The organism is Acidovorax radicis N35, assembly GCF_000204195.1.
In the GTDB taxonomy this organism is placed as follows: domain Bacteria; phylum Pseudomonadota; class Gammaproteobacteria; order Burkholderiales; family Burkholderiaceae_C; genus Acidovorax; species Acidovorax radicis.
Genome location: NZ_AFBG01000021.1, coordinates 177,022 through 201,396 on the forward strand (window position 1 = coordinate 177,022; position 24,375 = coordinate 201,396).

Consider the following 24,375-nt stretch of genomic DNA (forward strand, 5'->3'; position numbering starts at 1 on the left):
AACACGCCCCTGGGTGTGACAAAAATGGCATTGCGATTGGCACAACCGGCCTTACGCGACAGGATCGGTCATCGAATTCACCGGGAAACACAGGTTTCACGCAGTAGGACGCCTGACGAGGCACACCTCTAGCCCCGGCTTAGATATTGCTTTCAGTACCATCCAATACAGAGAGTGGAACAATAGCAAGTGGGACGAACAACCTCGGGACGGTGGCTTGGCATGTGGCGTACCGATGGTTTGCGGGGCGCACTGGCTGCGGCGGTGGTCGTGGCGTTGTGCGCGGCCACCGGCGGCTTTCAATGGCTGGAGTACCGCATATATGACGCCGCAACGAGCGTCACCATCCCACCTCCTTTGTCTGAAATTGCCATCATTGGCATTGACGATGCCAGCCTGGCAGCTCTGGGAAACTGGCCCTGGTCTCGCGATGTGTATGCCAAGCTGATTGATCAGCTTTCGGCGGCAGGCGCCAAGGCCATCGTCTTGACCCCCTCTTTTGCCGAGCCGCAGTCCGATCGCGGCTTAACCTACATCCGCAGAATGCGGGACACCATTGCGCGCGCGGGGGACACGTCCTTGCTGGCATCAGAGCTGAACCGTGCCGCCGACGAGGCGGAGAAGGTGCTGGATACCGACGCGCGCCTGGCCGCCAGCATCCAGCGCGCCGGGAATGTATTCCTGGCCTCACGCTACGCACTGGCAGGAGGGGCCCACACACCGCTGCCTGCCTATGTACACCGCAGCGTTTTTCCGGCCCCTGGGAGCTTTGCAATCCCTGCGACGTCGGCGCAGCACCCAATCCCGGGGCTGGGTTCAGTGGCTGCGGGCGTCGGCCACTTGTCTGTGGTCCTGGATGAAGACGGCCGCTTGCGCCGCATTCCACTTCTATTGGGATACGACAACGTCGGCGTGCCCTCGTTGGCACTGTTAGCGGCCAGGCACAGCCTGCATCTGGGCCAGGGCGAGCTCCGAATCCAGACAGAGCCCCATGGTTTCCGGATGGGCGGGCTGCAGGTAGCCACCGATGCCTCCTCGGTGATGTTCCCGCGTTTTCACGCAGCACCGGACGGTGCCTCCGCATTCCCTGTGGTGTCCTTTGCCCAGGTATACGGCGGCAAATTTCTGCCCCAGGCCTTCAAGGACAAAGTCGTGCTGGTGGGAGAAACCAGCAACGCACTGGTTGCCCCATGGGTCCAGTCCAGTACGCGGGCCATATACCCCGTCGAGGTGCTCGCACACACCCTCTCCGCGATCAGGCAAAGTCTCGGTGTGCACCGGCCGGCGTGGGCAACGGCCGCGACTTGGGGTGCTGCATTGGTTGCACTGCTTTTTATCGCACTGGCCCTTCCCCGGCTTTCCCGCCCAGCCGGATGGGCTCTGAGCACTTCGCTGTTGCTCACACTCGCTGCGACCGAGTGGAGCTTGCTGCGTTATGCAGGGCTGTGGATTCCTATGGGACCTGGTGTGCTGGCCTTGTTGTGGGGTCTCGCTGCATTTACCGCACTGCGCGCGTTTGGCAAAAGAGGTCAGCCCCCCTCTGCGGAGACCGCAGAAACCGATCGCATGATGGGCCTCGCCCTGCAAGGACAGGGCCAGTTGGACATGGCATTTGAGCGCCTGCGCAAGGTGCCGCCCAGCGATGCCCTGATGGACAACCTGTACCACCTGGCGCAGGACTTTGAACGCAAGCGCAACTTTGCCAAGGCCAAATCGGTTTACAAACACCTCCTGCAGCACAACAAGGGGTACAAGGATGCACACGCGCGGTACAAGCGCGTGCGGGCTCATCTGCAAAAGGAAACAGGCGCCCCCTCCAGCACGCCCGCATCGATCCCCCCGACCGCCGCCCCACACCTGCCAGGTGATGCGGCGACCGGCATACCCATGCTGGGGCGCTATCAGATAGACAAGGAAATTGGCAAAGGCGCGATGGGTGTCGTCTATTTGGGAAAAGACCCAAAGATTGGACGTGTGGTTGCCATCAAGACCCTGGCGCTCGGAGAAGAATTTGAGGGCGACGCGCTGATCGATGCGAGAGCCCGCTTCTTCCGCGAGGCAGAGACAGCAGGGCGCCTCCAGCATCCCTGCATCGTGACGATCTTCGATGCTGGCGAAGAACATGATCTGGCCTACATCGCCATGGAGTTCCTCAAGGGCGCGGATCTGGCACAGGCCTGCCGGGCCGGGCAGCTCCTGCCGGTGGCCACGGTGATTTCCATCGCCGCGCGCGTTGCCGAGGCACTGGACTACGCCCACGCGCACAACGTGGTGCACCGCGACATCAAGCCTGCCAACATCATGTTCGACAGTGCAACAGACGCTGTGAAAGTGACGGATTTTGGGATCGCGCGCATCACGGACTCCAGCAAGACACGCACCGGATTGGTTCTGGGGACCCCCAGCTTCATGTCACCGGAGCAACTCGCGGGCAAGAAGGTGGATGGCCGATCAGACCTGTACTCACTAGGCGTCACTTTGTTCCAGTTGCTCACCGGACACTTGCCATTGCGAGGCGAGTCGATGACCGAGCTCATGCACAAGATTGCCAGCGTGGACGCGCCCGACATTCGCCAGCTTCGTCCCGATCTCTCCCCCACCGTGGCGAGCGTGGTAGCCCTGGCACTAAAGAAACGCCCCGAGGCCCGGTACCAGACCGGCCGCCAATTCGCCTCCCACCTGCGGCAGGCGGGCTTGACAGCCGGACAGGCGGGATCGCCGGCGCCGGGAGCAGTCGTCTATGATGCGGTCCGCGATGCAACAGGGCATGAAATGGCGGATTTTGAGAAAACCGTGATGGAGCCACCCGCTGGGCGGGGTGCAGCATCTCCGCCGATTTCAGGCGCCCGATGACGCTCGCCCCAACATCCATGACCTATGAATTTTTCGCGCGAACCGACAAAGGCCGCGTGCGCACCAACAACGAAGATGCGGTGGCAGTCGACCGGGATGCGCAGGTCGCCATCCTCGCCGATGGCATGGGCGGGTACAACGCCGGTGAAGTGGCAAGCGGCATGGCCACCACATTCATCCGCACCGAGATGGCCCGCTGGCTGGGGCAGACCGGTACCACACCCCAATCCACTGACGTGCGCCGAGCTCTGGAGATCTGCGTCGAAAACGCCAATCACGCCATTCTGGGAGCCTCACTGTCCAATCCACAATATGCGGGAATGGGCACCACCCTGGTGGTCGGGGTCTTCCATGGCAGCCGCCTCATCCTGGGACATATCGGCGACTCCCGCTGCTATCGACTGAGAGATGGGACTATGCAGCAGATCACGCGCGACCACTCCTGGCTGCAGGAACAGGTTGACGCAGGCCTGCTCACCGCCCAACAAGCCGCGCTTTCGTCCAACCGCAACCTCGTCACCCGTGCGCTGGGAGTGGAGCCCAATGTCATGATGGAAGTCAATGAATTTCAGGTGGCCCCGAATGACTTGTTCCTGATGTGTTCAGACGGCCTCACAGACATGGTCGCGGACGCAGACCTGGCGGAGTTGGTGCGAGCACCGCTGCCATTGGAGGAAAAAGCCACATTGCTCATCGACACCGCCAATGCGAACGGTGGTCGTGATAACGTCAGCGTACTGCTGGTGCAAGCGGCTGCGGGAGGCAAGAAGCGCGGCCTTATGTCCCGATTGCTAGGGGCTGCGTAAGTGGCTCCGACTACAACAATTACTCATCACATCAGGAGTGGATCATGCCCAGAATGATCGTTTCAATCGACGGGGTTGTCATCAAGGAAGTGCAACTGACCAAAGAGCGCACTACGCTTGGCCGCCGCCCCTACAACGACATCGTGATCGATAACCTCGCCGTGAGCGGCGAGCATGCCGTGATCCATATGGCAGGCCAGGATGTGGAGATTGAGGACCTGGGAAGCACCAACGGGACCTACGTCAACGCCAAGGCGGTCAAGCGGCAGGAGTTGCGCAATGGAGATACCGTCGAAGTCGGCAAGTACAAGATCCGCTTCCTTCACGAGGCGGAGGGGCAGAACTTCGAGAAGACCATGATTTTCAAGCCGGGCATGGTGCCTCCTTTGGGCACGGCATCCCGCCCCAGCCCGTTGGGTGCAGGTTCTGCCGCCCCCGTGATTTCTGCGGTGATCCGTGTAGTGTCTGGCGCCGCTGCCGGGCGGGAAGTGTCGCTGCAAAAGGTGGTGACGACCATTGGCAAGCCCGGCGTGGCCGTTGCCTCCATCACCAAGCGACACCAGGGCTTTGTGCTGGCCCATGTCGAGGGCCCCGATATGCCGCTGCTCAATGGCGCATCTATCGGTGCATCGCCCGTGCCTCTCAAAAACGGTGACCGCCTGGAACTGGCCGGCACGGAAATGCAGTTCGAACAGAGCTGACAGCCGCGACCGGGCCGCGGCCCAACCAGGCAATTCATCCGTCTCCATTGCCGCCGGAACCTATGCGACAGCGACTCTTGCATCTGTTCCGGCGCCACGTCAGGCGCACAGCGGTCACATTGATTCCGCTGGCGTTTGCGTTGTTGCACATTTCTGGCGTTCTCCATCTCCAGGTCCTGGAGCGGCTCGAAAACATCATCTATGACACCCGGCTGCGTGCGACCATGCCGCGCACGCTGGACGAGCGCATTGTCATCATCGACATTGACGAAAAGAGCCTGGACAGGGTGGGACACTGGCCTTGGGGACGGGACAAGCTCGCCGCCTTCACGCGAGAGCTGTTTGAACGTCAGCAAGCCTCCGTGGTGGGATTTGACGTCCTTTTCGCGGAAACGGATGGAAGCTCCGGCCTCGCAAGCCTGGAGCGCTTGGCACAAGGGGCTTTACGGGCCCAACCGGGATTCAAGGAACAGCTAGCACGCCTGACTCCCACACTCGACTATGACGCGCGCTTTGCCCGCGCTCTCCAAGGCCGACCAGCAGTTCTGGGCTACTACTTCACCAGTGACCGGGACGGAAGAACGAAAGGTGTTTTGCCCGCGCCCGCGTTGCCCACTGAAAGACTCCGTGGCCTGCCATTGCGAGCAACCTCCTGGGGAGGATACGGCAGCAATATTGCGGAACTGGCACAGTCCGTGCCCGCTGCAGGCTTCTTCAACTCAGTGACCGATGACGATGGTGTCGTCAGATCCCTTCCCTTGCTCGCGGAGTACCAAGGGATTTACTATGAATCCTTGGCTCTGGCGATGTTTCGCACCTTGCTCGATTTGCCCGAGATTTACCCCAGCTTTGTCAGCACCACACCTCAAGGCACCCACGACACATTGCACAGCATCGTGCTGCGCCAGGACGGCCGTGAGCTTGCCCTGCCTGTGGACAACAAGCTAGCGACACTGATCCCTTTCCGCGGCGCTGGAGATGTCAATGGCGGCTCATTTCGCTACATTTCCGCGTCGGATGTTCTGGACGGCAAGCTGCCACCCCACAGTCTTCAGGGCCTATTGGTGCTGGTGGGCTCGACAACCCCCGGTCTGCTCGACCTGCGCGTGACCCCTGTCGGCCGGACCTACCCCGGCGTGGAAACCCATGCCAATATGCTGTCCGCCTTTCTCGATGGGAAGAGCATCGTGCGACCAGACTATGCCGTGGGCTTTGACGCCGCCCAGCTGCTCTGCGCAGGTGTCTTGCTGGCCCTGGCCCTGCCCGCACTTTCCGCCACTTCGGCGGTGCTGCTCAGTCTGGGCGTTGTTACAGCGCTTGCAGGGATGAATCTGTGGCTCTACCTCACCCAGGGCTTGGCGATGCCCCTGGCCACGGTGATCGTGATGGCAGTGCTCGCATTCGCGCTCAACATGGTCTATGGCTACTTTGTAGAAAGTCGATCCAAGCGGGAGTTGGCCGCGCTGTTCGGTACCTACGTGCCACCAGAGCTCGTGGACGAGATGGTCAAGCAGCCTGAGAACTACAGCATGCAGGCAGCGAACCGCGAACTGACCGTGATGTTCTGCGACATGCGGGGCTTCACTGCCATGTCAGAGCAGATGGAGCCCTTGCAATTGCAAGCCCTTCTCAACGATGTGTTCAGCCAGCTGACCCACATCATCCGAAGCCACCGGGGTACCATCGACAAGTACATGGGGGACTGCGTGATGGCGTTCTGGGGCGCGCCAGTTCCGACAGAAGAACACGCGCAACTCGCCGTGCAGGCTGCGCTTGACATGGAACGGGCGGTAGAGCAAATCAACCGCTCACACCAGGAGCGCAAGCTGCCGGAGATTGGTATCGGCATAGGACTCAACACCGGCACCATGTGTGTGGGCGACATGGGCTCGGACATTCGGCGCAGTTACACCGTGATTGGTGATGCCGTGAACCTCGGATCGCGTCTGGAAGGCTTGTCCAAGCACTACGGCGTGCGCACCGTGGTGAGTGAAACCACCCAGGCTCAGGCGCCGCAGTTCACTTGGCAGGAGCTGGACCGCGTGCGCGTCAAAGGCAAGGCACAGGCGGTGGCTATCTATTCGCCGCTGGCAGAACTGAACGCCACCGCGCCGCAAAAAGCCGAAGAAATATCCATCTGGCAACACTTCTTGGAAACCTATCGTGCCCAGGACTGGGCACAATGCAGCAAACTGCTGATGAACTTGAAGCAAACCGCCGCCCCCTCTGCCCTCTACGATCTGTATGCCACCCGCGTGCAAGCCCTGCAGGGGCAGGCCTCTGACCCCGAATGGGACGGCGCCACCAATTTCGACACCAAATAGATAGGTTGGCCCATGAAGGTTCGCGTGCTGGGTTGCTCCGGAGCCATCGCCAAAGATTGCCGAACCACCTCGTTCCTTATCGACGACAACATTCTGGTCGATGCGGGTACGGGGGTCGGCGACCTGACGCTGGACGAAATGCGCCGGATCGACCATGTTTTTCTCACGCACTCGCACCTTGACCATATTGCCGCGTTGCCGCTGATGCTGGATGCCGTTTCATCGTTGCGCAATGCCCCCTTGAAAATCTATGCCTTACAGCCGACGATTGCGGCACTGCAAACTCATGTGTTCAATGGAACGATCTGGCCAGATTTCAGCGCGATCCCGACTGCCGAGCAGCCGCTTCTTCAATACACCCATGTTTCGGTGAGCCAGCAGATAACCATCGGGACTCGCCTCTTGGAAGTTTTACCCGCAGTACATACGGTGCCAGCAGTGGGATATGGGATCCGCGGAGACGCTGGATGGTGGGCATTCAGCGGCGATACAGCAAAAAACCCGGCCTTTTGGGCATGGGTCAACGCTATGCCGGTGTCTCAGTTGGTTGTCGAAACCGCATTTAGCAACCGCGAAAGCGGACTAGCAGCAAAGAGCCTGCACCTCTCCCCCAACAGTCTCGCCCAAGAACTCTCGCAACTTCGCCTAGACCGAGCTTTTCCCATCTACATCACGCATACCAAGCCGTCGGAGACAGCACTCATCATGGACGAGATTAGGCAGTTCGATACAGTGCCGTCACTTGATGGGTGCGGAACGCACGACATACGATGGTTGGAGGCAGGACAGGTCTTTGAATTGTAACAAATTGCTCACAGTGACAATGATGGCAGAACAAAAATGTCGCAAGAAGTGTCTTTGGCGCATTCAGTGCTGCAAGATCAGAAAACAATCTGCGCCCGGGCTAGAGAAGAAAACATTCAAAAAAGTTGGCACGCAAAGTGCTTGTGAATTGCTAACCTGAAGAGTTGTTCGACAGGTGTTCACATGCAAACTGCTCCTAGGAGAATTTTTATGAAGCGTACCCTGCAAAAAGGCTTTACCCTGATCGAATTGATGATCGTGGTGGCGATTATTGGTATTTTGGCTGCTGTGGCTCTGCCTGCTTACCAAGATTACACGGTTCGTGCACGTGTGACGGAAGGTCTCGTTGCCGCTTCTGCGGCCAAAATTAACGTTGCCGACGTTTTGGCTTCTGGCAATCCCAATGCATCTGCGCAGGGCTACAATCTGGGCTTCACTTCGCCCACGGCTTCGCGCAATTTGACCAGTGTTACAATTGCTCCTGCAACTGGATTGATTACCGTTACTACTACTGCTAATGCAGGTAACGGCACATTGACGCTTATGCCTTACACGGGCGCTGCTTTGCCGGGTACCGCCCTGCCCGTTGGTACTGCAACCTTTACACCACCTGCGGACTCCGCAAAGTGGCGTTGCGCAGCGGTGGGTGCTACTCCCCTGGCAATTGCCCAAACTGCTGGTACGCTCCCCGCACGTTTTGCTCCTGCAGAGTGCAAGTAAACTGCTCCAATTTGTAAAAGGGCGCCTCGGCGCCCTTTTTTATATGTTTTCTAGAATCCGACTTAAAACTGCACTCAAAGCCGCCGCGGCTCATCTAATACTAAGCATTGCGATTGCAGTATTTTGTGCGGCTTTGGTTTTTGGTTTTTGGTATCCATCTCCCTTCGATCAACTCGCTAGAGGGCGGGAAATTTTTCTCCTTGTAATGGTCATTGATGCTGTATGCGGGCCACTTTTGACCTTCATAGTGTTTGACCGCAAAAAGCCAAGATCGGAGCTATGGAGGGATTTGGCAATAATCGGCTTAATTCAAATATCTGCACTAGGCTATGGAATATCAAGCCTGATGAATGCCAGACCAGTATGGATAGCCTTTGAGGGTGACAGATTTCGTGTCGTAAGCGTTCCTGACATCAATTTAAATCAACTGCATTTAGCCCCCGAGTCACTACAACATTTGAGCCTCACTGGCCCCAAGTTACTGGGCGTCAGGTTGGCAACGAATTCAGATGCAGAATTCAAAGAAAGCATCTTCCTCGCACTGGATGGGGTGCCACCAGCATTTCGACCTGCGCGTTGGATTCAATATGAAATGCAGGTTCAAGAAATTATTAAAACTGCCCGGCCATTGCGAAATCTATTACAAAAATATCCTATGCAGAAAAGTACATTGGACAAAATTGCAATCCAAAACAATTTGCATCTTGATAGACTAGGCTACATGCCGCTTCTGGCCGAAGGAACGCTTGAATGGACAGTGATCATTGGATTGGAGGATGGCAAACCCAAAGCGTATCTTGCGTTGGATGCCTGGGATTAAGTGCAATGCGGATTTTCTTCAAAATCACCTGATTTTCCACCTCGCTTTTGGATTACCCGCACTCCATGCATTGACATCCCCCGGTCGACAGCCTTGCACATGTCATATATCGTCAACAAGGCAATCTGCACGGCCATCAGCGCTTCCATCTCCACGCCAGTGGGCCCCACGGTCTCTACTGTGGCCGAACACACCAGTCCTGTTGCCTCAGGATATTGCAAGCTGGCCCGCTCGAAGTCTACGGCCACGCGGGTTAATGCAAGGGGGTGGCACAGGGGAATCAGTTCACTGGTCTTCTTGGCGGCCTGAATACCTGCAATCCGAGCAACACCCAGCACATCTCCTTTTTTCGCGGTCCCGGCCTCGATCAGTGCGAGGGTGGCAGGCAGCATCTCAATCCGACCGCAAGCGACTGCAATCCGAAGGGTAGCGGGCTTCGCGCCAACGTCCACCATGTGGGCCTGGCCTTGGGCATCGAAGTGAGTGAGGGGTGAAGTGGGCGTGGACATGGAAAATGAGGCGAAACATTTCAGAGGCGAGGGCATCATACGGCGTTAGTAGTACAGGGCGACGCATGTGCACAGCTCTGAGGGTGGACAAAGGACCTTCGTGCGAGAACTTCATCAAAAATGGCTTCCAGCGCTTATCCAAAAATCAGCAATTGCTATATTTTTTGCAGCATATGGAGCTTTGTACGTGCCGGTGGCGATTGCCCAGACCGCCCTGCCCACCCTCGGCGACCCCAGCGACCTCACCACCAGCGCCGAGCGCCGCCTGGGCGACCGCATCATCCGTGAACTCTACAGAGACCCTGACTATATCGATGATCCCGTCATCGCAGACTATGTGCAAGGCATCTGGCGTCCGCTGTTGGCGGCTGCCAAGGCACGCGGAGAACTCTCCCCGGAGTTGGATGAGCGCTTTGCCTGGGAAATACTGCTGGGGCGCGATCGGACGGTGAACGCGTTTGCGCTGCCCGGCGGTTACCTCGGGGTGCATCTGGGGCTGATCGGAGTTGTCACCACCCGTGACGAACTCGCCTCGGTGCTGGCCCATGAACTCAGCCACGTCACGCAGCGCCACATCTCGCGCCTAATCACGCAGCAGAGCAAGCAAACACCCTTACTGCTGGGGGCGATGATTCTGGGTGCCCTGGCGGCCAGCAAGAACCCCGGTGCCACGCAGGCGCTGGTGGTGGGGGGGCAGGCTCTGGCCATGCAGAATCAGCTCAATTTCTCGCGCGACATGGAACGCGAGGCGGACCGCATTGGCTATGGCCTGATGGCCCCCGCCGGGTTCGCTCCGCAGGGCTTTGTGAGCATGTTCGACAAGCTCCAGCAGGCCAACCGGCTCAACGACAACGGCTCGTGGCCGTACCTGCGCAGCCATCCGTTGACCACCGAGCGCATGGCAGACATGCATTCGCGCATTCCTCCCGGGGAGCTACCCGCTGCAGCAATGCCATCGACGTTAGAACATGCCATGGTCGCAGCACGTGCCAGGGTATTGGCCAATCCTGGGGTGGACACCCTGCGCCAGTGGATTGCCGAGCCGCAAAGCTCCGGCTTTGCGGCCCAACCCGCCCCCAGGCGTGCGGCGGTGCTGTACGCGGCGGCCCTGGGCAGCAATCAGCTGCGGGATGCTGCGGGCGCGCGCACCGCCGCGAAGAAACTGGAGGAGCTGGTTCGCAATGATGCCCCAGCCCAACGGTTGGCAAAGTTGCTGGCAACGGAGATTGAACTGGCCGCAGGCGACGCCGCTGCCGCTGTGAGCATCCTGGCGACGGATACGGGCAGCAGCACCCATCGACGCCCTGAACTGGTTTTACGCTCACAGGCCCTGCTGCGCGCTGGACGTGCTGCTGAGGGCACCGGTGCCTTGCAGACCTGGGTCGCCACACACCCTCGAGACGCCACGGCGTGGCAGCTTTTGGCGTCCACCTGGCAGGCTCAAGGTCAGGCACTGCGCGCAGTGCGCGCCGAGGCAGAGGCCCACGCCGCACGCTATGACTATGCAGCCGCTGTAGACCGCTTCAAGGCAGGCCAGGATCTGGCGCGGCGAGGAGGCCCCCAGGTGGACCACATCGAGGCATCCATCATCGATACCCGGCTGCGCGCAGTGGAGTCACTTCTTCGCGAACAGGCCGCCGAGCGCTGATTCAATCAGCACACCCAGCAGCGAATAGATCAGAGATCCGAGCAGCGCCGCACCAAAGCCATTGACGTGGAACCCCTCCAGCACGCTGGCGGCAGCCCAGAACATCAGCGCGTTGATGACGAAGAGGAAAAGACCGACGGTGACGATGGTGACCGGCAGCGTCAGCACCACCAGCACGGGTCGCAACACCACGTTGAACAGGCCAATGACAAAGGCAGCGATCAGCGCGGAGGTAAAGCTTTGTACTTCCACACCGCTGTAGACATAGGCCACGAACAGCAGCGATGCGGCGCTGAGCAACCATTTCAGGATGAGTTTCATGGGCTGAGAATAGCACTGGCTCGGTGGAGCAAGGAAATTCGCGAGGCTGGTTTTGAATCTCCAGAATCCGACCCCAGCCGAGGGTGACCTATTCGAGAGCCAGCACCCACAGCGCACCAAAACCGGTGAGCAGGCTGCCCAGCAGCGTTCCGGGCGGGGGCGACCACCGCTTGTCCGGACGTGTCGACTCCTCTGCCGCATCCATCTTCGGCCGCCGCGCATCTACCACTTGGGCTGCGGAGGTTCCCGCCGCTTGCAACTGGTCCGTCAGTTCCGCCAGCGGCCCCTTGGCCAGCACGGTGGTCACTCTGTCCGTCGGCACCCGCAGCCCGGGAAGCATCTGGGCAAACAGCTTGTCCGCCCACTTGGCGCGCCAGTTCTCACGCGCGCTGTGGCTCACCCATTTGCTGATGCGGTGGGTCATCCGGGGCGCGCAGGCGACCAGCACCCATTGTGTTCCAGCAGCTGCGCCGCGCGCGAACAAAGGGGCGAGCACCTGCTGCGCATAAGCCGCGTCGTCTACATACACGATGACTCTATCCATACTGCCTCCCGTTGAAGACCAAGGAAAAAAGGGGGCTGAAGGCCCCCTTTTCCCAGTCGATTCAGATTGCCCGCCCTTTAGCCTTGCTGCTCGGCAGGCGCTGCCGCCGCACGCCGCGCAACAATGAACTTGCCAGCCAGCAGAACCAGCAGGGCGCCCGCCACGCTGGCGCCGTACTTGACCACATCGGTCTGTGGCAGCTTGAGCATCCACTGCCACTTGTCGGGGTTGGAGAAAGCGGGGTCCGTCACCAGCATGCCGCCAGCAATCCAGCCCAGCAGCATGCCGCCGAGCGTGATGATCATCGGGAAACGTTCCATGAGCTTGATGACCAGCTGGCTGCCCCAGACGATGATCGGGATGGAGATCAGCAGGCCCAGCACGACCAGCAGGAAGGAATGTTCGCCCGCATTCTGCGCAGCGCCTGCAATGGCAATCACGTTGTCCACGCTCATCACCAGGTCGGCCACGATGATGGTCTTGATGGCCGCCAGCAGCTTGTCGCTGCCCTGCACGTCGCCATGGCCGTCTTCGTCGGGAGCCAGCAACTTGACGCCAATCCACACCAGCAGCAGCGCCCCCACGAACTTGAGGAACGGCAGCGCCAGCAGGGTCATGGCAAAGGCGATGAGGATCACACGCAGAACGATGGCCCCTGCGGTGCCCCAGATAATGCCCTTGGTCCGCTGGGCGGGGGGCAGCTTGCGGCAGGCCAGCGCGATGACCACCGCGTTGTCGCCGCCCAGCAAGATGTCAATGATGATGATCTGGCCGAGTGCGAGCCAAAATTCGGGCGAAGCCAAAAATTCCATAAATTCCTCAGTATCAATACGCGCGAAGGGGGAGCTCGCCGCCACTGTAGCGCCGACTCCGCCCAAGGGATAGAGGACCTGCGGCCGGATGATCAAGGACTGCCCTGGCGGGCATGAATGCGAAAGGACAGCCTTGATCAGCCCCAGCGGGCCCATCAAAGGTCTTGCTCAGCCCGGCGCCCCTTGCGGTATGCGCTGAACCCGGACCGCCGGAAGCGATGCTTCGCTTCGTATTGACGACGGTTCCGATGCCTCGCGCCCCCGCGCGCCAGAGCCTGGCAATGCCGGAATGCAAGTCGGGAGCTACTCCCCTTCGAAGCGTTGATTGGAACATCGCCAGCACGGTCGCGCAAGTGCGGTGCGATTGTGGTTATTGCTTACACAAGGGCACTGGCGGGTACAAAGGACGGCAGCGCTGCTATCTCGCATAACACCTTTGCCAGGGTGCCCTTGCCCGCGCGGCTATGATCCAGCCCCCTGAGAACCGGTTCAAGATCCTCCCCGGGTCGCGCAAGTACCTTGCCCAAAGAGTTTGAGAGATTTTGAACAGGTTCTCCACGCAATCGCCCATGGCCGCCATCCACATCACCGACATCGAAGCCGCCATCAACCACTGGCGCAGCCGGGCGCCTTCGCCCGACGGAATTTCCCTGGCGCCAGAGATCCGTGCGCTGGGAGAGGTCTATGCGCACATGGTGTACCGGCGTGAAGACGAGGTGGACGAGGACCGCCTGCCCCCCGAGGCCATGGCCGCTTGGCAGGGCTGGTATGGCACCACGCCCGACACGCCCTGTATCGCCATCTGCTCCACCAGCCAGGGTGACGACCTGTGCAAGGGGTGTGGGCGCACGTTTGGCGAAGTCCAGTTCTGGCCCGCGATGAGCCCGGTCGAGAAGCGCACGGTGTGGCGGCGCATCACCCTGGAGCACTCCGCGTGGCGGTTCAATCGGTATGCGGAAAGGGCGGCCGAAGGGGTCTCGAAGGCGGCGCCGGTGCCAGCCGACGCGGCATAGCCGGTTTCTTTCGCTCACCTCCTGTACCACACACCCACCTGCGAGCGCGCAAGGGCTGTACGCCGGGCGTTCAAACCGCTATGGTGGGCCCATGCTGCGCCTCACCCAAGCCCCGAACATCGCCATCGCCACGCTGTGGGCGGACCTGTTGTGCGAAGCGGGCATGGCGGCCTCCGTGCAGCGCCAGTATCTGGGCGCTGCAGCGGGGCACCTGCCGCCTGACCAGTGCCTGCCCGAAATCTGGTTGGACTATGACGAACACGCTGCCCGTGCGCGTACTTTGCTGCAGGAGCTCCAGGATTTGCCGCAGCGCCGCTGGGCATGCCAGTGTGGGGAGACGGTCGAAGGCGGATTCGAGCAGTGCTGGCAATGTGGCACGCTCATGCCACGGGATTGAATCAGCGACTACTAAATTAATAGCTGCTAGCGCTTACCTATCAAGCGCCAGAGGCTATTTTTACAAGTATTTCAGTCACTTCCAGCGCACGGGCTCCACATGCACGCTGCCCTGCGTGCTGCTCAGGGTGATCGCCCCCTCCTGCACCGTGGCCTGCAGCTGCATGCTGCGCTCGGCCAACTGTGCCAGCGCCTGGGATGCTTCGGTGGGGATGCGCCACACCTGCAGCTTTTCCAGCCGCGAGAGTTTGGTCTCGATGCCCTTCCACCAGATTTCGGCTGCGTGGTTGAAGCAGTAGACGATCACGGAATCGGCCTTGCTGCAGGCCTTGGTGAGGGGCTTGTCTTCTGGCTGGCCCACCTCGATCCAGACGCGCTTGCGGCCCGTGAAGTCGGTCAGCGAGGCATCGGGGTCATCGGGGTCCGACAAGCCCGCGCCAAACGCCAGCGTGGCGTCGCCATTGCACAGGTCGTTGAGCTGGTGCGCGGCAATGGCCAAGGCGGCCAGCCGGACCATCATGCGCTCGTCGGTCTCGCTGGGGTGGCGCGCAAGCGTGAGCGCATGGTCGGCGTAGTAGCCGTGGTCGATGTCGGCGATCTGGAGGTTCGCCTTGAAAATGGTGGATTTGATGGCCATGCAGCCTCACTACTAAATAGATAGCTGCCTGCGCTTGATAGACAAGCGCAGGAGGCCAAAAAGGCTGGAAAATCTGCGGTCAGACCCGGCGCGCCAGCTCGGCCGCCTTGCCGACGTAGCTGCCCGGCGTCATCGCCAGCAGCCGGTCCTTTTCGGCCTGGGGGATTTCCAGCGAGTAGATCAGGCCGTGCAGGGCCTCGGCCGTCACGGTCTTGCCGCGCGTCACTTCCTTGAGCTTTTCGTAAGCACCCTGCACACCGAAGCGGCGCATCACCGTCTGGATGGGCTCGGCCAGCACTTCCCACGAAGCGTCCAGGTCTTCGGCCAGCGCTTCTTCATTCAACTCCAGCTTGTTCAGGCCGGTCAACAGCGAGGCATAGGCCAGCGCCGCGTACCCCAGCGCCACGCCCATGTTGCGCAGCACGGTGCTGTCGGTCAGGTCACGCTGCCAGCGGCTGATCGGCAGCTTTTCAGACAGGTGCTTGAGCAGCGCGTTGGCCAGCCCCAGGTTGCCTTCGGCGTTTTCAAAGTCGATCGGGTTGACCTTGTGCGGCATGGTGCTGGAACCAATCTCGCCGGCCTTCAGGCGCTGCTTGAAGTAACCCAGGCTCACATAACCCCAGATGTCGCGCGACAGGTCGATGAGGATGGTGTTGGCGCGGGCCACGGCATCGAACAGCTCGGCCATGTAGTCGTGTGGCTCGATCTGGATGGAATACGGCTGAAAGGTCAGGCCCAGGCCCAGCGGCTCGGGGGTTTCGATGACCTTCTTGCTGAAGGCTTCCCAGTCGAAATCGGGCCAGGCGGACAGGTGGGCGTTGTAATTGCCCACAGCGCCATTCATCTTGCCCATGATCTTGACGGCGGCCACGCGCTCGCAGGCCGTCTGCAGGCGCATGACGACGTTGGCCATTTCCTTGCCCACGGTGGTCGGGCTGGCGGTCTGGCCGTGGGTGCGGCTCAACATGGGCACATCGGCATAGGCGTGCGCCATTTCGCGCAGCTTGAGCACGATGCGGTCCAGGCCCGGCAGCACGACCTGGTCGCGGCCCGAGCGCAGCTGCAGCGCGTGGCTGGTGTTGTTGATGTCTTCGCTGGTGCAGGCAAAGTGCACAAATTCGGAGGCTTTTTCCAGCTCGGGGCGCGCTTCGAACTTGCTCTTGATCCAGTACTCCACGGCCTTCACGTCGTGGTTTGTTGTTTTTTCGATCTCTTTGATGGCGGCGGCGTCAGCCTCGGAGAAGTTCTTGATGAGGCCCAGCAGGTAGGCGCGCGCACCGGTGGTCAGGGGCTTGAATTCGGCAAAACCAGCGTCGGACAGCGCGATGAACCAGGCCACTTCCACCTGGACACGGCGGTGCATGTAGCCATGTTCGCTCATGATCGGGCGCAGGGCGGCAAGTTTGCTGGCGTAACGGCCGTCAAGCGGCGACAGGGCGGTAATGGTGGACAGGCTCATGGCGCGCAATTGTAGGCGCCGCGCATCCGTCAGCTTCGTGCGGGCAGCTGCCGATAGAATCAAACTCGAATCGCTCAGCCTATCCCGCGCACTGGAAGACACACCATGAAATTGATCGGAGCCACCGCCAGCCCCTACGTCCGCAAGGTACGTATCGTGATGGCCGAGAAAAAGCTCGACTACCAGTTCGTGCAAGAAAACGTCTGGGCAGACGATACCCACATTGCCACCTCCAACCCATTGGGCAAAGTGCCCTGCCTGGTGATGGAAGGCGGCGAAGCCGTCTTCGACTCCCGCGTGATCGTGGAGTACCTGGACACCCTCTCCCCTGTTGGCAAGCTGATCCCGTCCCAAGGCCGCGAGCGCGCCGAGGTCAAGACCTGGGAGGCCCTGGCCGATGGCGTGATGGACGCCGCCATCCTCGCGCGGCTGGAAGCCACCTGGGCGCACCGTAAGGACAGCGAACGCAGCCAGGCCTGGATCGACCGCCAGTTGCTCAAGGTGAATGACGGCCTCAAGTCGATGAGCCAAGGCCTGGGTGACAAGCCGTTTTGCAGCGGCATCCACCTGAGCCTGTCCGACATCGCCGTGGGCTGCGCTTTGGGCTGGCTGGAATTCCGCTTTCCGGATATTGCCTGGCGCAGCGAATACCCCAACCTGGGCAAGCTGCTCGACAAGCTGATGCTGCGCCCGAGCTTCGCGGACACCAAGCCGTCCTGAACCCCGCAGCGGTGCCAGGGCGGCACCTACAGCCCCTTTCATTGCCGGGGCGGGTTCTCGTGTGCCGTATGCTACGGAGCTTATGAACGAAATGGTTCAAAAACCCTCGAAGGCTGGCGAAGCACGGGCCACCCGGCAGCGCGCTGCGCGCGAGGCGGCGACCACGCCCGGGGCAGACCGGGTCCGCGTGAACGATCCCGACCGCACCATGGCCAACATCCTGCAGGTGGCCACGGCGGAATTTGCCGACAAGGGCCTGGCGGGCGCACGCATCGACGAAATCGCGGCCCTGACCAGCACCAGCAAACGCATGATCTACTACTATTTCGGTAGCAAGGAAGGTCTGTACGTGGCGGTGCTGGAGGAGGCCTACCGGCGCATTCGACGCATCGAGTCGGAGCTGCACCTCGAAGACCTGGCCCCCGAACAGGCGCTGCGCACGCTGGTGGGCTTCACCGTGGACTACCAGCTCGCCAACCCCGATTTCATTCGCCTGGTCATGAATGAAAACATGCACCGGGGCGAGTTCATCAGCCGCTCCACGACCATCCAGGAGCTGAACATTCCTGTCATTCACGCGGTGCACAACGTGTACCAGCGCGGCGTGGCTGCCGGCGTCTTCCGCCCCGACGTGGACCCGGTGGACCTGCACATGTCGATCTCGGCGCTGTGCTTCTTCAATGTGGCCAACCGCCACACCTTTGGCGCCATCTTCAAGCGTTCGCTCGACACGCCTGCCGCCACGGCGCAACGCCGTGAATCGATCATCGAAATGATCGTGCGCTTCCTGCGGCCCTGACCCAACGGCCCTGGCGCGTGCCGCCAGATGGTCGCAAACCCCCCCCCGCTGCTCCGCATCCACGGCAGCACTGCGACCGCCCGCGCCTCCAGCCGCTACCCCCAAACGAAGAGCAGGGTTTGCACCTAGATCAAATACTAACCAGTTCGTACAAAATTATTCCAGGCTTTCAACCACAACGACTGGAGACACCATGTTCGCACTGGCCGACCGCGTACTGCGGGGATACACCCGCGTGCTGGATGCACTGGCAGGCCTGTGCCTGGCGATCATGGTGGTGCTCGTTTTTGGCAATGTGGTGCTGCGCTACACGTTCAATTCCGGCATCACCATCTCCGAGGAACTGTCGCGCTGGCTGTTCGTGTGGCTGACCTTCATGGGCGCCGTGGTGGCCTTGCGCGAACACGGCCATCTGGGGGTGGATGCCCTGGTCTCCCGCCTGCCCACGTTGGGCAAGAAGATTTGCCTCGTGGTGGCACAGGTCGCCATGCTCTACGTGTCCTGGCTGCTGCTCTCGGGCAGCTGGTCGCAGACGGTCATCAACTGGGAGACCGAAGCCCCCGTGACCGGCGCTTCGGTCGGCATCTTCTATGCCAGCGGCGTGCTCATGGGCGCCTCCGCCATCGCCATCCTGCTGCGCGACCTGCTGCGCACGCTATTCGTCCCGCTGGCCGACCACGAACTGATCATGGTGCAGGAGAGCGAAGAAGCTGCCGCGCTGGAGCAGATCCAGCGGGACGCGCAAGCGGCATCCGACACCCCGGGCACGAACAAGCCCTGACGACAACCAGCCCGGAACCACTCCCATGACCGTCGCGATCTTCCTCGGCTCTCTGCTGCTGGCCATGGCCATCGGCATTCCCATCGCCTACGCGCTGCTGCTCAGCGGCGTGGCGCTGATGTGGCACCTTGATTTGTTCGATGCCCAGATCCTGGCCCAGAACGTGATCAACGGTGCCGACAGCTTTCCGTTGCTGGCGGTGCCGTTCTTCATGCTCGCGGGCGAGATCATGAACGTAGGCGGCCTGTCCCGCCGCATCGTGAAGCTCGCCCTGGCACTGGTGGGTCACATTCCCGGTGGCCTGGGCTATGTGGTCATCATGGCGGCGGTGATCCTGTCGGCGGTGTCGGGCTCTGCGGTGGCGGACGCGGCCGCGCTGACCTCACTGCTGCTGCCCATGATGATCGTCGCGGGCCATAGCAAGGAGCGCTCGGCGGGCCTCATCGCCTCGGCAGGCGTCATCGGCCCCATCATCCCGCCTTCCATCGGCTTCGTGATCTTTGGCGTGGCGGCCAATGTGTCCATCAGCAAGCTGTTCCTCGCAGGGATCTTCCCGGGACTGCTGCTGGCAGTCTCGCTGGCAGTCACCTGGTGGTGGCTCGGCCGCCGAGAGAACGTCACCCCCCCACCACGCGCCACCCGCGCCGAGCTGAAGCTGGCCCTGCGCGAAGCCGCCTGGGCGCTGGGACTGCCTATCATCATCCTCGTGGGACTTCGCATGGGGGTCTTCACACCCACCGAAGCTGCCGTGGTGGCCGCGATGTACGCGCTGATCGTCTCCATGGCGGTGTACCGCGAACTCTCCTGGCGCCAGCTGGTCGGTATCTTCCAGGCGGCCGCGCGCACCAGCGCTGTGATCATGTTCCTGGTGGCTGCCGCCATGGTGTCGGCCTGGCTCATCACCGTGGCCGATCTGCCGTCCAAGGTCATCGGCATGCTGGAGCCCTTCATGGGCAACCCCACGCTGCTGCTGGTCGCCATCATGCTGCTGGTCATGGTGGTCGGCACGGCCATGGACATGACGCCCACCATTCTCATCATGACGCCCGTGCTGATGCCGGTGGTCAAGGCCGCCGGCATCGACCCGGTGTACTTCGGCGTGCTGTTCATCATCAACAACTCCATCGGCCTCATCACGCCGCCCGTGGGCACCGTACTGAATGTCGTGGCAGGCGTGGGGCGGATCTCGATGGGGCAGGTCACACGCGGCGTGATGCCCTTCATGCTGGCGCAGTTCGTGGTGATGTTCCTGCTGGTCGTGTTCCCCTCGCTCGTCACCGTGCCCCTGCGCTGGCTGGGCGGCTGACACGGCCCCGTGCACCCGCCCTCGCTTCCCGCTTTTCTGCCCCGCCTAAAACCCAAGGAGACATTTCCATGAAACTGCTCAAAACCCTGCTCGCCACCGCCTTGATCGCAGCGTCGCTGATACCCACGGCGCATGCCCAGGAGCGGACCATCAAGTTCGCCTTCCAGAACCAGAAGGACCACCCGCAGGCCCAGGGCGCGCAGAAGTTCGCCGACCTCGTGGCCGCCAAGACCAATGGCCGCATCGCGGTCAAGCTCTTCCCGGGCGGCACGCTGGGGGGTGACCTGCAGACCGTGTCTGCCCTGCAAGGCGGCACGGTGGAAATGACGGTGCTCAACGCCGGCATCCTGTCCGCCCAGGCCAAGGAATTCGGCATCTACGACTTCCCGTTCCTGTTCGCCTCGCCGCAGGAGGCCGATGCCGTGACCGACGGCCCCTTCGGCAAAAAGCTTCTCGACAAGCTGCAGGCAAAGAACCTGGTGGGCCTGGGCTATTGGGAACTGGGCTTTCGCAATCTCACCAACAGCAAGCGGCCTATTACCAAGGCCGAAGACATCGCGGGCCTGAAGATCCGCGTGATCCAGTCGCCCATCTACATCGACATGTTCAACGCACTGGGCGCCAACGCGGTGCCCATGCCTTTCCCCGAGTTGTACACGGCGCTGGAGCAAAAGGCTGTGGACGGCCAGGAAAACCCGTTTTCGACCATCCTCTCGTCCAAGTTCGCCGAAGTGCAAAAGTACCTGACGGTCACACGCCACATGTACAACCCGCAGGCCGTGATCGTGAGCAAGAAGTTCTGGGACAGCCTGAACCCCGCCGACCAGAAGGCCGTGACCGATGCGATGGCCGAGGCCACCACCTTCCAGCGCGCCGTATCGCGTGTGCAAGCCAACGTGGCCATGGACGACCTCAAGAAGGCCGGGATGCAGATCAACGAGTTCTCGCCGGCCGAAGTGGACAAGCTGCGCGCCAAGGTCAAGCCCGTGGTCGAAAAGCACAGCGACAAGGTGGGCGCCGAGACCGTGCAAGAGGTCTACGCCACGCTGGCCAAGCTGCGCGGCGGCAAATAACCCGAACGCAGCAACCCTCGCGCTGCTGCGCTGTGACCCACACCCCGGCAGCGCGCCCACCCGCATTCCTCCCATGAGCACATCGCTCCTTGATCCTCCGGTGTTATCCACCGCATCCACCATGTCTTCCACAAGCCCCCGCAAGGTGCTCATCGGGCTGATCGGTGCCGGCATCCAGAAGTCGCTGTCGCCGGCCCTGCACGAAGAAGAGGCGCGCCACCACGGCATGCGCCTGCACTACCAGCTGATTGACCTGGACCGCTCGGCTTCCTCAGCGGAGCACCTGCCCACGCTGCTGTCGGCAGCGCGCATCATGGGCTACGCGGGCTGCAACGTGACCTACCCCTGCAAGCAGGCCGTGATCCCCTACCTTGACAGCCTGTCGGAAGAGGCGCGCGCCATGGGCGCCGTGAACACGGTCGTCATCCGCGATGGCCAGCTGGTGGGGCACAACACGGACGGATCGGGCTGGGCCTGGGGCTTTACCCGTGCACTGCCTGGCGCCGACCTCAGCCGCGTGGTGCTGCTGGGCGCGGGCGGTGCGGGCGCCGCCATTGCGCATGCCGTGCTGCGGCGGGGGGCACAGCACCTGACCATCGTCGATGCCCAACCCGAACGCGCCGCACAACTGGCCGCCGACGTGAATGCGCTCTATGGCGCGCGCGCCGAGGCTGGCGAGATCCGATCGGCCATGGCCCACGCCACCGGGCTGATCCACGCTACACCCACGGGCATGGACAAACTGCCCGGGCTCCCCCTCGACGCGGCGCTGCTGCGGCAAGCGATGTGGGTGTCCGAGGTGGTGTATTTCCCACTCGAAACTGCCCTGGTCCAGACCGCACGGGCATTGGGCTGCAAGGTATCGGACGGCGGTGGCATGGCCGTAGGCCAGGCTGTGGGCGCTTTCGAGCTGTTCACCGGCGAAGCCCCTGATGCAGCCCGCATGGACGCGCATTTCCGCCGCCTGGTCAGCGCCCGCTGAACCCTACCGCCTGCAGCAAATCACAAGGAGTCGAATCCATGAGCACCCCGATGATGGCCGCCCGCGAAGCGCTGGGCGAACTGCCCAACCCCCTGGGCCTGCAAGGGGTGGAGTTCATTGAATACGCCACCAGCCGCCCCCAGGCGCTGGGCCAGGCGCTGGAGCGCATGGGCTTTCAGCCCGTGGCGCGGCACCGCTCGCGCGAGGTGCTGCTGTACCGCCAGGGCGACATGAACATCATCGTCAACGCCCACCAGGACAACGAACGCACCGGCGTGCATGCCCCCCCCGCACTCACGGAAACGCCGGTGCTGGCCGCTATCGCCTTCCGCGTGAACAACGCGGCCGCTGCGTACCGCCGCGTGCTGGAGCTGGGCGCCTGGGCCGTGCACACCGAGGTCGAGGTGATGGAACTCAACATCCCCGCCATCCACGGCGTAGGGTCCAGCCGCATCTACTTTGTGGACCGGTACCAGGAGTTCTCGATCTACGACGTGGACTTTGTGCCCATCCCCACCGTCAACCCGCGCCCACCCGCGCTGCAAGGCCTGCACCTCTTTGGCGTGGTGCAATACATCGGGCTGGGCCGCGCGCAGGACTGGACCCATTTTTATGGCGAACTGTTTGGGTTTGCCGAGCTGTCCCCCGAGCAATCGTTTGGCGTGCTCACGCATGGCCGCATACTGGCCAGCCCCTGCGGCACGCTGCACTGGCAGCTGATTGAGCCGCTGGTCGACGCACTCGATGCCGACCCCGAGGAACTGCTGCAGCGCGTGGCCTTTGGCACGCCCGATGTGCTGGCCGCCGTGAACGCACTGCGCGCGCGGGGCGTGGAGTTTGTCGAATCGCCCACGGGCGTGCACACCGGCACGCGCGGCGCCCTCACGCGCGCCGACGCTGGCTCGCCCAGCTTCGAGCTGGTGCTGGACGCCCGCTGACCCCCCGCCCACGGAGCCCGCCATGCGCACATCCACCATGCAACGCAACGTCGCCGACTTCGGCATGGACACCATCAGCCTGGCCGGCCCACTGGAGGCCAAGCTCGCCGCCGTCCAGGCCGCAGGATTTGGCCAGATCATGCTGGCCGCCCGCGACATCGTGGGCCATCCGCAAGGCATCAAGGCGGCCGTGCACGCCGTGCGCAGCAGCGGCCTGCGCGTGACGGGCTTTCAGGTGCTGCGCGACTTTGAAGGCCTGTCGGGCCACCTGCACAGTTACAAGGTGGACATTGCCAAGCAGATGATCCTGATGGCGCGCGACCTGGGGGCGCCCGTGCTGCTGGCCTGCAGCTCCACGTCATCGCACGCCACCGCCGATGCCGATGCCATCGCGCGCGACCTGCGCAAGCTGGCCCTGCTGGCGCTGCCGCACGGCATCCGCGTGGCGTTTGAAGGCCTCTCGTGGGGACGGCACATCAACGAGGTGCACCAGGCGTGGGCGGCGGTCGAGCAGGCCGATTGCCCCAACCTCGGCCTGGCCATCGACTCTTACCACCAGTTCGCCACCAGCACCCCGCTCTCGGCGCTCACGGATGTGGACCCCGAGAAGATCTATCTGGTGCAGCTTTCGGACTTCATGTGGCAGGAGACCCGCACCGTGCAGGAGCGCATCGACACGGCGCGGCACTTTCGCGTGTTCCCTGGCGAAGGCGTGCACAGCCAGGCCCTGGCCGAGCTGGTGCGCACGCTCGATGGCATGGGCTACCAGGGCGACTACAGCTTTGAGGTCTTCAACGACGACTACCAGCAGCTGCCGCTGCCTTATGTGGCACAACGCGCATGGAACAGTGCGCTGTGGCTGGCCGAGGGCGTGCTGCAGCGCGCAGTGCCGCTGCCCGGGCACCCGCGCATCAAAACGCTGGCGTGATCAATGCGTCAACGGCCAACAATCAACGGTTGGCGCGTTTCTTGAGCCAGCGCATCAGCGCGCCCACCACCGGCAGCTTTTCGTACAGCTCTTCGGCGGCGTCCCAGTAGTCGCGGTGTAGCGTCACCAGGCCTTGTTCGTCCAGCACCAGGTGCGACGCGCCGCGCACCGTCTGCGTCACGCCCTTGTCAAAGCCCTTGAAGGCGAACAGAAAATCCCAGGTCAGGAAACACTGCGTGCCCTGCACCACGCGGCCGGTGACCACAAAACGCGGCTGCTCCAGTGCCTCGAACATGTGGGCAAAGATGGCCTGGATGGCGGGCACGCCCTGCACCTCGTTGAACGGATCCTTGAAGCGCGCCTGTGGCGCATAGAACTCGCCGATGGTCGCTACATCGGCCGGTGACAGATGCTCGAAAAACGCCACCACGCGGGTGACGGCGTCTTCGGCAGTAAGGGGCGCGCGGGGTGGGTGCATGAA

General features: G+C 61.9%; 25 protein-coding genes. 18 read left to right on the plus strand and 7 right to left on the minus strand.

All coding sequences use genetic code 11. The features are described from left to right. Positions 1 to 222 precede the first annotated feature (222 nt). The 7 genes from ARADN35_RS0117870 to tfpZ all read left to right on the plus strand — a co-directional run bounded on the left by ARADN35_RS0117870 (position 223) and on the right by tfpZ (position 9,028). Entirely contained in the window at positions 223 to 2,853 is a 2,631-nt protein-coding gene (locus ARADN35_RS0117870) for a CHASE2 domain-containing serine/threonine-protein kinase (protein ID WP_010464522.1), read from the plus strand. 17 nt (positions 2,854 to 2,870) lie between these two features. Further along, on the plus strand, positions 2,871 to 3,659 hold the full coding sequence (locus ARADN35_RS0117875; RefSeq protein ID WP_010464524.1) for a Stp1/IreP family PP2C-type Ser/Thr phosphatase: 789 nt from the start codon (positions 2,871 to 2,873) through the stop codon (positions 3,657 to 3,659). 44 nt (positions 3,660 to 3,703) lie between these two features. Next, on the plus strand, positions 3,704 to 4,360 hold the full coding sequence (locus ARADN35_RS0117880; protein ID WP_010464526.1) for an FHA domain-containing protein: 657 nt from the start codon (positions 3,704 to 3,706) through the stop codon (positions 4,358 to 4,360). Positions 4,361 to 4,422: 62 nt separating this feature from the next. After that, positions 4,423 to 6,684, plus strand: coding sequence for a CHASE2 domain-containing protein (locus tag ARADN35_RS0117885; protein WP_029414147.1), 2,262 nt, complete (start codon positions 4,423 to 4,425; stop codon positions 6,682 to 6,684). Positions 6,685 to 6,696: 12 nt separating this feature from the next. Continuing rightward, positions 6,697 to 7,488: a 3',5'-cyclic-nucleotide phosphodiesterase gene (locus tag ARADN35_RS0117890; RefSeq protein WP_010464530.1), complete on the plus strand. Its 792-nt coding sequence runs from the start codon at positions 6,697 to 6,699 to the stop codon at positions 7,486 to 7,488. 210 nt (positions 7,489 to 7,698) lie between these two features. Beyond that, positions 7,699 to 8,208, plus strand: coding sequence for a pilin (locus ARADN35_RS27455; RefSeq protein ID WP_010464532.1), 510 nt, complete (start codon positions 7,699 to 7,701; stop codon positions 8,206 to 8,208). Further along, positions 8,153 to 9,028, plus strand: a complete 876-nt coding sequence (tfpZ, locus tag ARADN35_RS28025; RefSeq protein ID WP_139019208.1) for a TfpX/TfpZ family type IV pilin accessory protein — start codon at positions 8,153 to 8,155, stop codon at positions 9,026 to 9,028. The genes ARADN35_RS27455 and tfpZ overlap by 56 nt, the downstream gene beginning before the upstream one ends. On the opposite strand, the gene moaC is transcribed toward tfpZ, so the two are convergent. After that, positions 9,025 to 9,537, minus strand: coding sequence for a cyclic pyranopterin monophosphate synthase MoaC (gene moaC, locus ARADN35_RS0117900; protein WP_029414148.1), 513 nt, complete (start codon positions 9,535 to 9,537; stop codon positions 9,025 to 9,027). The two genes, tfpZ and moaC, sit on opposite strands and share 4 nt — an antisense overlap. Positions 9,538 to 9,673: 136 nt before the next feature. Between moaC and ARADN35_RS0117905 the strand changes: the two genes are divergently transcribed. Next, positions 9,674 to 11,185 carry a M48 family metalloprotease gene (locus ARADN35_RS0117905; protein WP_482746712.1) on the plus strand — a complete coding sequence of 504 codons (1,512 nt, stop codon included), beginning with the start codon at positions 9,674 to 9,676 and terminating at the stop codon, positions 11,183 to 11,185. Here ARADN35_RS0117905 and ARADN35_RS0117910 read toward each other — a convergent pair. The 3 genes from ARADN35_RS0117910 to ARADN35_RS0117920 form a co-directional block, all read right to left on the minus strand. Continuing rightward, positions 11,153 to 11,506 carry a phage holin family protein gene (locus tag ARADN35_RS0117910; RefSeq protein WP_010464537.1) on the minus strand — a complete coding sequence of 118 codons (354 nt, stop codon included), beginning with the start codon at positions 11,504 to 11,506 and terminating at the stop codon, positions 11,153 to 11,155. The two genes, ARADN35_RS0117905 and ARADN35_RS0117910, sit on opposite strands and share 33 nt — an antisense overlap. Before the next feature lie 88 nt (positions 11,507 to 11,594). After that, on the minus strand, positions 11,595 to 12,050 hold the full coding sequence (locus tag ARADN35_RS0117915) for a hypothetical protein (RefSeq protein ID WP_029414150.1): 456 nt from the start codon (positions 12,048 to 12,050) through the stop codon (positions 11,595 to 11,597). Between the two features lie 77 nt (positions 12,051 to 12,127). Next, positions 12,128 to 12,862, minus strand: a complete 735-nt coding sequence (locus tag ARADN35_RS0117920) for a TerC family protein (RefSeq protein ID WP_010464541.1) — start codon at positions 12,860 to 12,862, stop codon at positions 12,128 to 12,130. Between the two features lie 569 nt (positions 12,863 to 13,431). On the opposite strand from ARADN35_RS0117920, the gene ARADN35_RS0117925 reads away from it, so the two are divergent. Then, on the plus strand, positions 13,432 to 13,875 hold the full coding sequence (locus ARADN35_RS0117925; protein WP_010464543.1) for a DUF3717 domain-containing protein: 444 nt from the start codon (positions 13,432 to 13,434) through the stop codon (positions 13,873 to 13,875). A gap of 91 nt (positions 13,876 to 13,966) precedes the next feature. Beyond that, positions 13,967 to 14,272, plus strand: coding sequence for a putative signal transducing protein (locus tag ARADN35_RS0117930; protein WP_010464546.1), 306 nt, complete (start codon positions 13,967 to 13,969; stop codon positions 14,270 to 14,272). Positions 14,273 to 14,347: 75 nt separating this feature from the next. Here ARADN35_RS0117930 and ARADN35_RS0117935 read toward each other — a convergent pair whose 3' ends face one another. Both ARADN35_RS0117935 and purB read right to left on the minus strand, forming a co-directional pair. Then, the gene (locus ARADN35_RS0117935; RefSeq protein WP_010464548.1) at positions 14,348 to 14,908 is read right to left on the minus strand and encodes a YaeQ family protein; all 561 of its coding nucleotides are present in this window, start codon (positions 14,906 to 14,908) and stop codon (positions 14,348 to 14,350) included. A 79-nt stretch (positions 14,909 to 14,987) separates the two neighbouring features. Next, the gene (gene purB / locus ARADN35_RS0117940; protein ID WP_010464550.1) at positions 14,988 to 16,367 is read right to left on the minus strand and encodes an adenylosuccinate lyase; all 1,380 of its coding nucleotides are present in this window, start codon (positions 16,365 to 16,367) and stop codon (positions 14,988 to 14,990) included. Positions 16,368 to 16,472: 105 nt separating this feature from the next. Here purB and ARADN35_RS0117945 point away from each other — a divergent pair, with 105 nt between their 5' ends. From ARADN35_RS0117945 to ARADN35_RS0117980, 8 genes are all read left to right on the plus strand, one after another. Continuing rightward, complete coding sequence (locus ARADN35_RS0117945; RefSeq protein WP_010464552.1) at positions 16,473 to 17,087, plus strand: glutathione S-transferase N-terminal domain-containing protein; 615 nt, start codon at positions 16,473 to 16,475, stop codon at positions 17,085 to 17,087. 82 nt (positions 17,088 to 17,169) lie between these two features. Next, on the plus strand, positions 17,170 to 17,886 hold the full coding sequence (locus ARADN35_RS0117950) for a TetR/AcrR family transcriptional regulator (protein WP_010464554.1): 717 nt from the start codon (positions 17,170 to 17,172) through the stop codon (positions 17,884 to 17,886). A gap of 193 nt (positions 17,887 to 18,079) precedes the next feature. Continuing rightward, positions 18,080 to 18,667 carry a TRAP transporter small permease gene (locus ARADN35_RS0117955; RefSeq protein ID WP_010464556.1) on the plus strand — a complete coding sequence of 196 codons (588 nt, stop codon included), beginning with the start codon at positions 18,080 to 18,082 and terminating at the stop codon, positions 18,665 to 18,667. 25 nt (positions 18,668 to 18,692) lie between these two features. Further along, the gene (locus ARADN35_RS0117960; RefSeq protein WP_010464558.1) at positions 18,693 to 19,973 is read left to right on the plus strand and encodes a TRAP transporter large permease; all 1,281 of its coding nucleotides are present in this window, start codon (positions 18,693 to 18,695) and stop codon (positions 19,971 to 19,973) included. Between the two features lie 68 nt (positions 19,974 to 20,041). After that, on the plus strand, positions 20,042 to 21,046 hold the full coding sequence (locus ARADN35_RS0117965) for a TRAP transporter substrate-binding protein (protein ID WP_010464560.1): 1,005 nt from the start codon (positions 20,042 to 20,044) through the stop codon (positions 21,044 to 21,046). Positions 21,047 to 21,167: 121 nt separating this feature from the next. Further along, the gene (locus ARADN35_RS0117970) at positions 21,168 to 22,028 is read left to right on the plus strand and encodes a shikimate dehydrogenase (protein ID WP_010464562.1); all 861 of its coding nucleotides are present in this window, start codon (positions 21,168 to 21,170) and stop codon (positions 22,026 to 22,028) included. Positions 22,029 to 22,066: 38 nt separating this feature from the next. After that, complete coding sequence (locus tag ARADN35_RS0117975) at positions 22,067 to 22,966, plus strand: VOC family protein (protein WP_010464564.1); 900 nt, start codon at positions 22,067 to 22,069, stop codon at positions 22,964 to 22,966. 22 nt (positions 22,967 to 22,988) lie between these two features. Then, positions 22,989 to 23,894, plus strand: coding sequence for a sugar phosphate isomerase/epimerase family protein (locus tag ARADN35_RS0117980; RefSeq protein ID WP_010464566.1), 906 nt, complete (start codon positions 22,989 to 22,991; stop codon positions 23,892 to 23,894). 22 nt (positions 23,895 to 23,916) lie between these two features. Here ARADN35_RS0117980 and ARADN35_RS0117985 read toward each other — a convergent pair whose 3' ends face one another. Then, positions 23,917 to 24,372, minus strand: coding sequence for a nuclear transport factor 2 family protein (locus ARADN35_RS0117985; RefSeq protein ID WP_010464567.1), 456 nt, complete (start codon positions 24,370 to 24,372; stop codon positions 23,917 to 23,919). Positions 24,373 to 24,375: the final 3 nt, after the last annotated feature.

Coding starts and splice junctions, on each gene's coding strand:
- ARADN35_RS0117950 (WP_010464554.1), top strand. CDS start 17,170: ATGAACGAAATGGTTCAAAAACCCTCGAAGGCTGGCGAAGCACGGGCC.
- ARADN35_RS0117910 (WP_010464537.1), bottom strand. CDS start 11,506: ATGAAACTCATCCTGAAATGGTTGCTCAGCGCCGCATCGCTGCTGTTC.
- ARADN35_RS0117980 (WP_010464566.1), top strand. CDS start 22,989: ATGCGCACATCCACCATGCAACGCAACGTCGCCGACTTCGGCATGGAC.
- ARADN35_RS0117930 (WP_010464546.1), top strand. CDS start 13,967: ATGCTGCGCCTCACCCAAGCCCCGAACATCGCCATCGCCACGCTGTGG.
- ARADN35_RS0117920 (WP_010464541.1), bottom strand. CDS start 12,862: ATGGAATTTTTGGCTTCGCCCGAATTTTGGCTCGCACTCGGCCAGATC.
- ARADN35_RS0117955 (WP_010464556.1), top strand. CDS start 18,080: ATGTTCGCACTGGCCGACCGCGTACTGCGGGGATACACCCGCGTGCTG.
- ARADN35_RS0117875 (WP_010464524.1), top strand. CDS start 2,871: ATGACCTATGAATTTTTCGCGCGAACCGACAAAGGCCGCGTGCGCACC.
- moaC (WP_029414148.1), bottom strand. CDS start 9,537: ATGTCCACGCCCACTTCACCCCTCACTCACTTCGATGCCCAAGGCCAG.
- ARADN35_RS0117970 (WP_010464562.1), top strand. CDS start 21,168: ATGTCTTCCACAAGCCCCCGCAAGGTGCTCATCGGGCTGATCGGTGCC.
- purB (WP_010464550.1), bottom strand. CDS start 16,367: ATGAGCCTGTCCACCATTACCGCCCTGTCGCCGCTTGACGGCCGTTAC.
- ARADN35_RS0117960 (WP_010464558.1), top strand. CDS start 18,693: ATGACCGTCGCGATCTTCCTCGGCTCTCTGCTGCTGGCCATGGCCATC.
- ARADN35_RS0117925 (WP_010464543.1), top strand. CDS start 13,432: ATGGCCGCCATCCACATCACCGACATCGAAGCCGCCATCAACCACTGG.
- ARADN35_RS0117975 (WP_010464564.1), top strand. CDS start 22,067: ATGAGCACCCCGATGATGGCCGCCCGCGAAGCGCTGGGCGAACTGCCC.
- ARADN35_RS0117870 (WP_010464522.1), top strand. CDS start 223: ATGTGGCGTACCGATGGTTTGCGGGGCGCACTGGCTGCGGCGGTGGTC.
- ARADN35_RS0117915 (WP_029414150.1), bottom strand. CDS start 12,050: ATGGATAGAGTCATCGTGTATGTAGACGACGCGGCTTATGCGCAGCAG.
- ARADN35_RS27455 (WP_010464532.1), top strand. CDS start 7,699: ATGAAGCGTACCCTGCAAAAAGGCTTTACCCTGATCGAATTGATGATC.
- ARADN35_RS0117985 (WP_010464567.1), bottom strand. CDS start 24,372: ATGCACCCACCCCGCGCGCCCCTTACTGCCGAAGACGCCGTCACCCGC.
- ARADN35_RS0117935 (WP_010464548.1), bottom strand. CDS start 14,908: ATGGCCATCAAATCCACCATTTTCAAGGCGAACCTCCAGATCGCCGAC.
- ARADN35_RS0117945 (WP_010464552.1), top strand. CDS start 16,473: ATGAAATTGATCGGAGCCACCGCCAGCCCCTACGTCCGCAAGGTACGT.
- ARADN35_RS0117880 (WP_010464526.1), top strand. CDS start 3,704: ATGCCCAGAATGATCGTTTCAATCGACGGGGTTGTCATCAAGGAAGTG.
- ARADN35_RS0117890 (WP_010464530.1), top strand. CDS start 6,697: ATGAAGGTTCGCGTGCTGGGTTGCTCCGGAGCCATCGCCAAAGATTGC.
- ARADN35_RS0117885 (WP_029414147.1), top strand. CDS start 4,423: ATGCGACAGCGACTCTTGCATCTGTTCCGGCGCCACGTCAGGCGCACA.
- ARADN35_RS0117965 (WP_010464560.1), top strand. CDS start 20,042: ATGAAACTGCTCAAAACCCTGCTCGCCACCGCCTTGATCGCAGCGTCG.